This window comes from Pseudomonas sp. fls2-241-R2A-110 (genome assembly GCF_030209165.1).
Classification (GTDB): Bacteria; Pseudomonadota; Gammaproteobacteria; order Pseudomonadales; family Pseudomonadaceae; genus Aquipseudomonas.
This window is the reverse complement of the sequence record NZ_JARVSN010000001.1, coordinates 74,081-85,606: the sequence shown is the minus strand read 5'-3', so window position 1 is coordinate 85,606 and position 11,526 is coordinate 74,081. Positions and strand designations below refer to the sequence as shown.

At 56.3% G+C, this 11,526-nt stretch carries 11 protein-coding genes and 1 pseudogene; 9 read left to right on the top strand and 3 right to left on the bottom strand.

Annotated elements, in window-relative coordinates:
* Window positions 1-226: 226 nt before the first annotated feature.
* Window positions 227-823: an NUDIX domain-containing protein gene (locus tag QRN31_RS00410; RefSeq protein WP_285429461.1), complete on the top strand. Its 597-nt coding sequence runs from the start codon at window positions 227-229 to the stop codon at window positions 821-823.
* Here QRN31_RS00410 and QRN31_RS00405 read toward each other — a convergent pair.
* Complete coding sequence (locus QRN31_RS00405) at window positions 815-1,330, bottom strand: methylated-DNA--[protein]-cysteine S-methyltransferase (protein ID WP_285429460.1); 516 nt, start codon at window positions 1,328-1,330, stop codon at window positions 815-817. The two genes, QRN31_RS00410 and QRN31_RS00405, sit on opposite strands and share 9 nt — an antisense overlap.
* Window positions 1,331-1,479: 149 nt before the next feature.
* On the opposite strand from QRN31_RS00405, the gene ggt reads away from it, so the two are divergent.
* Window positions 1,480-3,207, top strand: a complete 1,728-nt coding sequence (gene ggt / locus QRN31_RS00400; RefSeq protein WP_285429459.1) for a gamma-glutamyltransferase — start codon at window positions 1,480-1,482, stop codon at window positions 3,205-3,207.
* A 69-nt stretch (window positions 3,208-3,276) separates the two neighbouring features.
* Window positions 3,277-3,810 (top strand): cysteine hydrolase family protein, encoded by a 534-nt coding sequence (locus QRN31_RS00395; RefSeq protein WP_285429458.1) that lies wholly within the window; start codon window positions 3,277-3,279, stop codon window positions 3,808-3,810.
* Here QRN31_RS00395 and QRN31_RS00390 read toward each other — a convergent pair.
* A complete protein-coding gene (locus tag QRN31_RS00390) occupies window positions 3,807-4,706 on the bottom strand; it encodes a LysR family transcriptional regulator (RefSeq protein WP_285429457.1) in 900 nt (299 codons plus the stop codon). The genes QRN31_RS00395 and QRN31_RS00390 overlap by 4 nt on opposite strands.
* A gap of 148 nt (window positions 4,707-4,854) precedes the next feature.
* Between QRN31_RS00390 and QRN31_RS00385 the strand changes: the two genes are divergently transcribed.
* From QRN31_RS00385 to QRN31_RS00370, 5 genes and pseudogenes are all read left to right on the top strand, one after another.
* Entirely contained in the window at window positions 4,855-6,354 is a 1,500-nt protein-coding gene (locus QRN31_RS00385) for a purine-cytosine permease family protein (RefSeq protein WP_285429456.1), read from the top strand.
* Window positions 6,351-7,190: a nitrilase-related carbon-nitrogen hydrolase gene (locus QRN31_RS00380; RefSeq protein WP_285429455.1), complete on the top strand. Its 840-nt coding sequence runs from the start codon at window positions 6,351-6,353 to the stop codon at window positions 7,188-7,190. The genes QRN31_RS00385 and QRN31_RS00380 overlap by 4 nt, the downstream gene beginning before the upstream one ends.
* 215 nt (window positions 7,191-7,405) lie before the next feature.
* On the top strand, window positions 7,406-7,768 hold the full coding sequence (locus tag QRN31_RS00375) for a DUF6463 family protein (protein WP_285429454.1): 363 nt from the start codon (window positions 7,406-7,408) through the stop codon (window positions 7,766-7,768).
* Between the two features lie 318 nt (window positions 7,769-8,086).
* Window positions 8,087-8,254, top strand: a pseudogene (locus tag QRN31_RS31475) (DJ-1/PfpI family protein); the annotation flags it as partial.
* A 170-nt stretch (window positions 8,255-8,424) separates the two neighbouring features.
* Complete coding sequence (locus QRN31_RS00370; RefSeq protein ID WP_310504657.1) at window positions 8,425-8,955, top strand: DUF2867 domain-containing protein; 531 nt, start codon at window positions 8,425-8,427, stop codon at window positions 8,953-8,955.
* Window positions 8,956-9,045: 90 nt separating this feature from the next.
* Here the strand turns inward: QRN31_RS00370 and QRN31_RS00365 are convergent, their stop codons facing one another.
* A complete protein-coding gene (locus tag QRN31_RS00365) occupies window positions 9,046-10,353 on the bottom strand; it encodes an OprD family porin (protein ID WP_285429453.1) in 1,308 nt (435 codons plus the stop codon).
* 649 nt (window positions 10,354-11,002) lie between these two features.
* On the opposite strand from QRN31_RS00365, the gene QRN31_RS00360 reads away from it, so the two are divergent.
* Complete coding sequence (locus QRN31_RS00360) at window positions 11,003-11,407, top strand: nuclear transport factor 2 family protein (RefSeq protein WP_285429452.1); 405 nt, start codon at window positions 11,003-11,005, stop codon at window positions 11,405-11,407.
* Window positions 11,408-11,526 lie beyond the last annotated feature (119 nt).

The following is an 11,526-nucleotide window of genomic DNA, read 5'->3' as shown; positions in this document are numbered from 1 at the left end:
CGTCAGGGGCAAAAGCGCTTGGTTACTTGGCGCTTCTCCAAGTGACCCGCTGTAAGAGCGGAACCAACAGCAGCCGTTACCCCAGAAACGGATATGTACCCAACCCCAACCCCAACCCCAACCCAATACCGAAACTATCTAAGGCAAACAGCATTAAGGCAGTCATGCCGGGCTTTTAAGTTTTCGCCTACCATGTGCACCTCACGACAAAATAGGATGAATTGTGATGTCGAACACCGCCGAGCGAGTCAACATCATCGAATCACAGGTGTTGTCCCACGACTGGTACCTGTTGAGGAAAATCAGCTTCGACTACCAGCGCAACAACGGTGAATGGCAACGCCAGACACGCGAGGTCTACGACCGTGGCAATGGCGCCGCCATTCTGCTGTTCAACCGCGAGAAGAGAACGGTCGTGCTGACCCGCCAGTTCCGGCTGCCGGTATTCGTCAACGGCCACGATGGCTTGCTGATCGAGGTCGCGGCCGGATTGCTTGAGGGCGCCGATCCCGAAGAGCGCATCAGGGCCGAGGCCGAAGAAGAAACCGGCTATCGCGTTCACCATGTGCAAAAGGTCTTCGAGTCCTACATGAGCCCCGGTTCAGTGACCGAAAAACTGCACTTCTTCATTGCCGAATATGACGCCTCATCGAAAGTCAGCGATGGCGGCGGGCTGGAAGAAGAGACCGAAGAACTGGAAGTGTTGGAGTGGGCATTCGAGGAGGCGCTTGAGGCGTTTTATCGCGGGGAGATCTGCGATGCGAAGACCATCATGCTGCTGCAGTATGCGGCGATGAAGGATCTCTTCGGACCCTCAAAATAAATCATCCATCCGACTGGCGCCTGACCATTCGCATCCTTCCAGCGTCAGCAGCCGCTCTTTGGCCGCAAGCCCACCGGCAAACCCGGTGAGCTTCCCGGAGGCACCGATCACCCGATGGCACGGCGTAACAATCGATATCGGATTCTTGCCATTCGCCGCACCCACTGCGCGCACCGCACTCGGATGGCCAATCTGCTCAGCAATCTGGCTGTAACTGCGGGTCTGGCCAAACGGAATGGTCAACAGCGCCTGCCAGACCTTCTTCTGAAATTCGGTGCCGGCGAAATCCAGTTCCAGTTCGAACCGGCTGCGTGTTCCGGCGAAGTATTCCTCTAGCTGCTGAGTAGCGCGCACGAGGATCGGGTTATCCGGCGCCTCGTGCATTGGCCCCAGCCTTACCCTATGCGGCTTGTCGTTTTCCCAGAGGATGGCTGCCAGTCTTGAATCTTTCGCGACCAGCTTCAGCTCGCCAACCGGAGACGCCAGGGTAGTGAAGGTGTAGGTCATGCCGGCGGACTCCGCAGAAGGGCTGAACAGAGGCTCAGCATACTGTCTCGACGGGGAGGCGCAATACGCAATCCCAGCCATACTTGCCTCTGCTCTTGACGCGTTTTCTCAGATTTTTTACACAAACCATAAAAAGAAGAGACCGACTCATGAAGTTCGAACCTTTTGCCAAATCGCTGATTGCGACCTCGTTGGCGCTCAGCTGCCTCAGCACGTACGCCGCCTCGGTGGCCCCCGTCGCGGCCGAAAACGGTATGGTCGTGACGGCCCAGCATCTGGCGTCCCATGTGGGCGTCGATGTGCTCAAGAATGGTGGCAACGCCGTCGATGCCGCGGTCGCGGTGGGTTATGCGCTGGCGGTGGTCTATCCCGCAGCGGGTAACCTGGGTGGCGGCGGCTTCATGACCATTCAGCTGGCGGACGGGCGCAAAACCTTCCTCGATTTCCGCGAAAAAGCGCCGCTGGCCGCCAAAGCCGACATGTACCTCGACAAAGAGGGTAACGTCGTCCCGGACCTCAGCACCCGGGGACACCTGGCCGTTGGCGTGCCGGGCACCGTGTCCGGGATGGAACTGGCCCTGCAGAAGTACGGCACCAAACCGCGCAAGGATGTGATCGCGCCAGCGATCAAGCTCGCCGAAGACGGTTTCGTGCTGGAGCAGGGCGATGTCGATTTGCTGGACTATGCCACTGACGTGTTCAAGAAGGACATCAAGGATTCCGGCTCGATCTTCCTCAGCAATGGCGAGCCGATGCAGGTCGGGCAAAAACTGGTGCAGAAAGATCTGGCCAAGACCCTGCGGGAAATTTCCGAGAAGGGCTCCGACGGTTTTTATAAAGGCTGGGTGGCCGACGCTATCGTCACCTCAAGCCAGGCCAACAAGGGCATCATCACCCAGGCCGACCTCGACAAATACAAGACCCGTGAGCTGGCGCCAATCGAGTGCGACTACCGGGGCTATCACGTGGTCTCGGCACCGCCGCCAAGCTCCGGTGGGGTAGTGATCTGCGAGATCATGAACATCCTCGAAGGCTACCCGATGAAAGACCTGGGCTACCACTCGGCCCAAGGCATGCACTATCAGATCGAAGCGATGCGCCACGCGTATGTGGACCGCAATAGCTACCTGGGCGACCCGGACTTCGTGAAAAATCCGATCGCGCACCTGCTGGATAAAAACTACGCGACCAAACTGCGCGAAGCCATCAATCCGCAAAAGGCCGGCATATCCCGCGATCTCAAACCCGGTGTAGCGCCTCATGAAGGCAACAACACCACGCATTACTCCATCGTCGACAAATGGGGCAACGCGGTATCGGTGACCTACACCCTCAACGACTGGTTCGGCGCCGGCGTCATGGCCAGCAAAACCGGGGTCATTCTCAACGACGAAATGGACGACTTCACCTCGAAGATCGGCGTACCGAACATGTACGGCCTGGTCCAGGGCGAAGCCAATGCCATCGCCCCGGGCAAGGCGCCACTGTCATCGATGAGCCCGACCATCGTAACCAAGGACGGCAAAGTCGTCATGGTCGTCGGCACCCCCGGCGGCAGTCGCATCATCACGGCAACCTTGCTGACCATGCTCAACGTGATCGATTACGGCATGAACATCCAGGAAGCGGTCGATGCGCCACGTTTCCACCAGCAGTGGCTACCGGAAGAGACCAACCTGGAGGCGTTCACCACGAGCCCGGACACGGTGAAAATGCTCGAAAGCTGGGGGCATAAATTTGCCGGGCCACAGGACGCCAACCACCTGGCGGCGATTCTGGTAGGCGCGCCTTCGCTGGGAGGCAAACCGGTCGGCAAGAACCGCTTCTACGGCGCCAACGACCCACGTCGCAACACCGGGCTGTCGCTCGGTTACTGAGGATTGTTTTTCAAAGGGGACGGATCTGTTTTCTGTCCCCTGATTGACCAACACATCAAGGAGGGGACCATGACAACTGCACTGCTGATCATCGACGTCCAGCAGGCCCTGTGCACTGGCGAGTACGAATGCTTCGAGATCAAACGCGTCATCGATAACATCAACGACCTGAGCACCGGGGCTCGTGACGCTGGCGTTCCGGTCATCCTGATTCAACATGAAGAAGAGGGCAGCCCCTTGGCGTATGACGCCCAAGGCTGGCAACTGGCTGAAGGGCTGGAAACCTCGCCCAAGGATGTGCGTGTGCGTAAAACCACGCCGGATTCGTTTTACCAGACCAACCTGCAAAAGCTGGTGCCGAAGGAGGACATCGAACGCCTGATCATCTGCGGCTTGCAAACCGACTACTGCGTCAACGCAACCGTGCGCCAAGCCTTGAAGCTGGGTTACGACGTGGTGCTCGCCGGCGACGCTCATTCCACCGTCGCCAACGCCAGCATGACCGCCGAAGACATCATCGCCGAACACAACAAGGATCTGGCGCACCTGACCGGTTCGGTGGCACGTATCGACGTCACTCGCACCAGCGACATACGCTTCTAAGCAGCAAAAATCTCGATCAGCTCAGTCAGGAACGCACTCACCAGATCCCGCTGCCGCGCCGAATGCCGAACTGCCGCATGAAAGCCCACCTCATAGCGCAGCAGTTGAGGATTCAACGGATGCAGTTGCCCCAGCTGTTCATGCTTGTCCGCATAGTGCTGCGGCAAGAAGCCAAGGTGCTGGCCCGACAGAATGAGCAGGGCGGCGCCGTCCATGCTGTCGGTGAGCACGGTCAAGCGTTCGATCGAAGTGGGCGCCGGCATTTCCGGCAAGGGGTGGCTAGGCCATACCCAATCGTAGCCGCTAACGTCCTCCCGGGTCAGACCACCCACTTGTCCCGACAACGGGTGAGCCGGGGCGCAATAGGCGATCTGGGTTTCCTGGAACAGGGGAAAGTAATCAATGCTGGGCAAGCGGTGCCAAAAGTAACCAATCGCCAGATCGATATGGCCGTTGATGATTTTTTCTTCCAGCAGTGATGACGACAGCTCGGTGAAGTGGAAATAAAGTCCTTCATGGCGAGAGCGCAGGCGCGCAATGGCCAAGGCGATTTTCTTGTTGGCAACGGGATCGATTTGACCAAGCAAGCCAATGTTGATGTTGCCCGACACTTTGCGATTGATGTGCTGGACCTCCACCCGGAAGCCTTCGGCCGCCGCCAGCAGGCGCCGGGCCGCCTCGACAAACTGACTGCCCTTGGGTGTCACCGAAAACCCGCCGCGCCCGCGCTCGCACAGACGAAACCCGACCCGCGCTTCCAGCGTGGCCAGTTGTGCGCTGATGGTCGGTTGCGTGGTGTTGAGCGCGGTTTGCGCGGCCGAGATACCGCCGGCCTCGACGACGGTCAGAAATACCCGGATCAAGCGCAGATCCAGTTCCGATACAGTTCCCAGCATGTGCGTCTCCCAAAGCTCAATCACATAGATGCGGACCTATGTAAACAGTGTGCCTGCGATATTTAACCGCCCTGATCAAGGCCCTACATTGCAATGAAACCGGCGCTTTGCCCATAAAAACAATAAACACCAGCATAGGAACAGTCGTATGTCAGGGTCCCCTCATACTGTGCGCGCCGTCGAGGCGAGTAGCGGACTGGCCATCGAAGGCCATTCGATCGATTACATCCCACACAGTGAACGTCACGCCAAGCTCAGCAGCCAGGGGCCTTTTTGGTTTCTCGGCAACTTCCACTTTTTCACCATCTCCATCGGTTTCGTTGGCCCGAGCCTCGGATTGTCGGCGCTGTGGACGATGCTGGCCGGTGCGCTGGGCATTATGTTCGGCACGCTCTTCATGGCGTTTCACGGCTCGCAAGGTCCGGAGATGGGCTTGCCGCAAATGATCCAGTCCCGTGCCCAGTTCGGTTATCGCGGAGTGATCCTTGCCTTGATGGCGACGATGTTTGTGTTCGTCGGCTTCAACGTGGTCAACGTCTCGCTGATCATGAACGGCCTGGAGCACGTGTTCGGTATCGACCCGACTATCGTGGCGGTTGCCGTGGTGCTGATCGGTGCGCTGCTGTCGATCTACGGCCACGACCTGATGCACAAAGCTTTCAAATGGGCATTATTGGCGACCTTGCCGCTGTATGCGCTGGTGACCATCGCCTTGATGTTCGGTGCCGGCCAGGAGGGCGTCGTCCCCGCGACTGATTTGGGGTTCAGCTGGGTAGCGTTTGCCACGCTGTTTGCCATCGGCGCCAGCTACAACATTTCCTACGCGCCCTATGTCTCCGACTATTCCCGCTACCTGCCGAAAAACACCAGCCGGCCGAAACTGATCGCGGCGATCTTCATCGGCGCTTCGTTGTCGGGGAGCTGGATGATCGGTCTCGGTGCCTGGCTCGCCCAGCAATTGAAAGCGACGGACGCATTGGTCGCCCTTAACCAGGTCGGCTCATCGATGATTCCGGGCCTGGGTAATGTGTTGGTGATTGTCTCGGTGGCGGGCTTTCTGCCGATCATCGCCCTCAATACTTACAGCGCCATGCTCACCTTGCTGACAGGTGTCGACTCGATCAAAAAAATCACCCCGACGCCCCGCGCCCGAGTGATGTCGATCAGCGTGATCAGCCTTATCCTGCTGACCTGCGTGCTCTCGATCAAAGGCGATGGTATTGCCCTGTTGAACACCTTCCTCGTGCTGTTGCTGTACTTCCTCGTGCCCTGGACTGCGGTCAATCTGGTTGACTATTTTTTCGTGCGCAAAGGACGCTATGCCATCCCGCATTTCTTCACGCCGAAGGGCATTTACGGCGCCTGGCAGTTTCGCGGTATCGCCTCGTACCTGATTGGATTCGCCGCTATGGTGCCGTTTTTCTACATCTTCGATGCGGCCGCCGGTAAAGAGGTGTTCGTCGGACCGCTGGCGCGCATGCTCGAAGGCGTGGACATTGCCTGGCTGGTGGGCCTGGTCGTTTCGGGCCTGACGTATTACCTGCTCAGCCGTTCAATCGACCTCAAGTACGAGCACCGGATCATCGACACAATCACCGAGCACGACATTGTCGCCTTGGCCCATCAACCGCTGGAGGAGGTGCGTTGAACAGCGCAAAAAACACCGTAGTCGCCTGCTGCCAGGTGGCGCCGAAAATTGGCGACCTCGCTTACAACCGGACGCTGTCTGAACGTGTGATTCGTTCGGCGGCGCTCCAGGGTGCTCATGTGGTGGTGCTGCCCGAACTGGTCCAGAGCGGTTACGTGTTTGCGGACCGCAACGAAGCGCTGTCATTGTCCGAAACCGCAGACGGCCCGGCCCTGACGCTATGGAGGGCGCTGGCGAAGGAACTGAACATCGTCGTGGTCGGCGGATTCTGCGAGCGACTGCAAGGCGATGAACTGGCCAACAGCGCAGCGATGATCGATGCCCAAGGACTGCGCGTCGTTTATCGCAAGGCGCACCTCTGGGATGCCGAGAAAGACATATTCAGCCCCGGCGACGACGCGCCGCCGGTCATCGAAACGGTCCATGGCCGGATCGGCATGCTGATTTGCTACGACCTGGAATTCCCCGAATGGGTCAGATTGCCGGCGCTGGCCGGTGCCGATTTGCTCTGCGCTCCGGTCAACTGGCCGGACGGGCCACGGCCATTAACCGAGCGTCCGGCTGAAGTTGTGCGGGTGCAGGCCAACGCCTCGATCAACCGGATGTTCATCGCCGCGTGCGATCGGCATGGCCACGAGCGCGGTGTTGGTTGGGTGCAGGGTTCGGTGATCGTTGATGCTGATGGTTATCCGTTGGCAGGGCCGGCGGAGCAGGGGGGCGAACAGCTTTTGCTGGCGACACTCAACCTCGCCGAGGCGCGGAACAAGCGCATTAGTGCGCGTAATGATCTGCATGGGGATCGGCGGTTGGGGTTGTATGGGGGCGTCGAGGAGTGAAGCGGTAGGCTATAGATCGCTTTTGGCCGAATGTTGCCCGTTACGAAGGGCAGCAATTGGCCAAAAGTGGACGGTGGACACGCTGATGGCAAATGGGTAGCTTCATTAGCCGGCAGCAGTCCTTGCCATCACCCATGCTGCGTTTCTCCCTGAGCAATGTCGCATTTGCCGTGACCGCTTCTGAGCCAACCTCACCGTTACGGAGCATATAAGACATGTCAAACATCGTCGCATGGACCCTCTTCGCCTTGGGGGTTTTCCATATTCCATTCGGTATTATCAAGTTCAAAACAGCATTCGCCGCCGCTGTAGACTCTGGCTTCATTGACCAATTCAAAGCGCACGAAGATCGGCGAACTGCCCTCTGGTTTACCATGCTGGGACCGCTTTTTATGCTCGCAGGGCAGACAGCAATTCACGCCGTAGCTGTTGGCGATCTCGCGCTACTTAAAATTGTCGGCATCTATGTGCTTATGATCTCGATCATTTGCGTCATTGCTGTTCCAAAATCGGGGTTCTGGGCAACGCTGCTGGTATCTCCGCTGATCATCGCGGCAGGGTATGGCCTGTACGCCTAGTAAACGGTTCATCCTTCACGATAGGCAACAATGGGCCAGCAGCAGCCAGTCAGATGTGTCTGGATAGTTTGAGGTGATCCAGTCATATTTGGTCGTGGGCCTCAAAACCAGCCGCGATCCAATGGCTACGAGTTAGTTTTCTCACCCGTTATTTCGCTCCATATTTAGCGCCATACAGACTGTGTATGGTGCGCAACCGATTGATACGCTGCGAACACCAGCAAAGATGGCCGTTGCGTTTTGCACGCCAGCACTTTTCATGGAGCTCGCCTTGAAGAAAATCGTTCTGATTGCTTTCGATCAATTCACTGATATCGCCAGGGGAACGTTGCAACCGCTGGCGGATGCCTTTCGGCGCTCTATCTGGTGGGATGGTTGGTTGAATCCTTGTTCGATATCGACAAGCGCCGTGCGACGTTGCTCCCTGTTCTGCTAGCAGGGCAGCAAGAGCTCTATGATGCCTTGATCGGGCTCAGTATCCGATAAGGAGAAGTTGGCGCGGTTGTCCCTGTCCGGCTTGAAAGTCGGTAACCGTCACTTCTAAGCTAGATAAGCACGACAGGGCGACAAGGAGCGTTATACGACAAACCATCGCAACAAGAAACGCGACATGGCGTGTCGTCTAATTAGTAGTTAGAACTCAGGAGAGATCCCCGATGCCCCGAGAATTTGAGCTCATAATGTCCGTGCCAGTCCCATCGAGGTCCGGCATCACCCACCTTTACAAGTCGATGGACCTAGCGGACGCTTTTGCGATTCGGCTCCCTGCGGGCACATCTACCAATCCAGACTTGCTAGCTCGATTCATCCTTTCCCACCAACCATCCTGGATCGGATGGCTCATGAAAGTTCGAGACACTATCGTTGCCTGTTTTGGTCTCAAGACAGCCAAACATTTGGCATCACTTGCTAATCGGATCGGAGTTTTCAAAGTCTACAGCACGAAGAAGACTGAAATCGTGATGGGAGAGGACGACAAGCACCTCGACTTCCGAATATCGATCCTGTGTTCTGGAGAAGCAGAGCCAGAAGGCAGTCGCCAACTCGTTTTTTCAACCGTGGTCCATTGCCACAACCGTCTAGGCCGGGCCTACATCTTCGTTATTGCCCCATTTCACCGCTTGGTTGTTAAGGCCAGTCTCCTCCGTGCAGCGCGCGTCGGTTGGCCTCTGGCTACCTGCACCTAAGGCTGAGAGCGGAAAAAGGGGACGGATTTATTATTAGGAAAATAAATCCGTCCCCTTTTTTCCGATTGTATTAACCGCTCATGACACTCGTTAGAAAAGCGGAATGCTATAGCTTACAAAAACTCGATTCTGATCTACGTTACGAGACGCTTCGCTGTTGGACTTGCCGTTACGCCAACTGAACCCGACGCCTTTGAGCGCTCCGGACTGAAGGACGTAGTCCAGGCTAATGTCTCTTTCCCATTCCTTTTGGTTGTCGCCTGACGTAGTTTTAATATTATCGCCGGAGAGGTACATGACCGAGCCTTTCAGGCCAGGGACACCCAGAGCGGCGAAGTCGTAAGCATATTGACCGAAAGCTGTGCGCTCGCCTGCGTGGGTGAAAGTTTGGATCAGGCGGTCTGTATACAGATACAGGCTTGCTCCACCGGCGCCCTTGTCTACCAGGCTACCCTGATTGAGTTGAGTGAAGTTGCTGCCATCCGACACACTTTGGTAACCCGCGGTAATTGCGTGGCCACCCAGCGTATAAATCAACGCGGCACTCCAGGTACGGTTGTCGATCTCTCCATCACCGTTTTTGGTGTAGCCACTCATTCTGTAGCCTGACGTACCGGAGCTATTTGCACCGGACGAGTCAGTTTTGAAGTAGCGCAGGTCGGTTTTAAGGGACTGATTGTCCGAGAGGGCAAGGGTGTGAATTAATCCAAAAAAATGCTGCGTATAGTAGTTATCGAGGTTGGCGTAATAGTACTGAGCTGTCAGATCCTTGGTGACGCTCCAATCGCCCCCGGCGAAGTCAAACTGATTACTTTCACGGGTACCACCAGCAACGGCCAACCCCGTCTGATCGCTCGAACCACGTCCTGTCGCATGTTCGATCCGACCTCCAGTCAAGGTCAGCCCCTTGAACTCGCTCGAGGTGATTTGACCGCCCTCGAAGGTTTGTGGAAGCACGCGCCCATCGTTGGCGACCAGAATGGGGAGTTTCGGAATCAAGGTGCCGTAGCGAAGTTCGGTTTTCGACATTTTGACTTTTCCGGTCAGCCCCAGCCGGCTCCACTCATCGACGGCACGGTTGTCACTGTCAGAAGGCATCATGGTGCTGCCAGCGTGCCGTCCTTTGCCGCTGTCCAGGGTAACCCCCAGCAACCCCAGGCCATCGACACCAAACCCAACCATGCCATCGGTATAGCCCGATTTGAAGTCCAACATGAAACCCTGCGCCCATTCTTCGGTTTTGGAAGGGGCGGCAATGCCATCGCGGTTGTCATTATTGAAGTAGAAGTTTCTCATTCCCAAAGTGGCTTTGCTATCACTCAGGAACTCAGCATGCGCCTGGGCACTCAGGGTGAGACCAAGAAACACCGAACTTGCAGCAAATTTTTTTCTAGTCACTTATATAGCGCTCCATTTGTTGTTTTCAAGTAATAGAAGCAACACAAAATCTTCCAGCTCATCGCAACTATGCGATGAAGGCGCTGAACAGCTAATTAACTTATTTATTTAAATAGATTAGACGGTGCTCAAGGCATATTTAGATAAATGATCTAGTGGCCCAGCGGTTAGTTCGTCAATCAACAATAGCCAGAAACAGGCGCAGCCGAGTCCACGCAACAATGCTGCGTCCTCGACACGGGTCTGATGGGCGCCGATATGGCCTGTCTGGCTTTCGGTAGCAGATGGGAAACTGGTCATTTTTTTCGCGGCTCTTTTTGTTATGCAGCGCGATAGCGTTAGAGCCGAGTGTGTGAGAAAGGCGCAGGGAGCGCCTTGCCAGGGGAGATGGAGTTCTGCGTTGGGGTCTGAAAATTTATCTTATCGTCTGATTTTTAGGACGGGGACCCGACACAATTGCCGGTCACGCCGCAATGATCGAGATCCGCTGCCGCCCAAAGGGTATGGCAAGAAATGCGGGTTTTTCGACCTATGCAGTCAAATCCGCCGAGCTAGGATGCATGGCACCAACAGTCCGAGTGCACGGTAGATAACCAGCACCGGTCAAGCCGTCCCCTCACCAACTAATCTCATCGAGAAAGGAACAATCATGACTATTGAAACGCAGAACAAATCCATCGTGCTTGAAGCTTTTGATACGTTGTTCAATAAACGCGACTACGTTGCTGCCGAAGCGTATTGGTCTCCTGCCTACATTCAGCACAGTGCCCTTATCGCACCTGGGCGTGAGGGGCTGTTTGACCTGATCAAAAGCCTGCCCGATACATTGACTTACGAACCCGGTGTCATCATGGCGGAAGGTGACAAAGTGATGGTTCACGGTCGTTTCTCTGACAATGGTCATCCTGCCGCGCTCATCGCGGTGGATATCGTGCGTCTGGAAAATGGCATTCTGGTCGAGCACTGGGACGTTCTCCAGGACGAGGCCACCACCGTCAGTTCAGCCAGCGGCCTACCGATGTTCGGCGCACGTTTCCCGGATTCGGTTGAGTAAGAGACGGTTCTGCGATGAACCAATAATGACCCCTGAGATTAATTGGCGCTGCGGGGCGAGTCTGTATCCGCCCCGGTTGCGCCAACGAAGTTTCATGCTCGATAGTTCAATATCGAGCG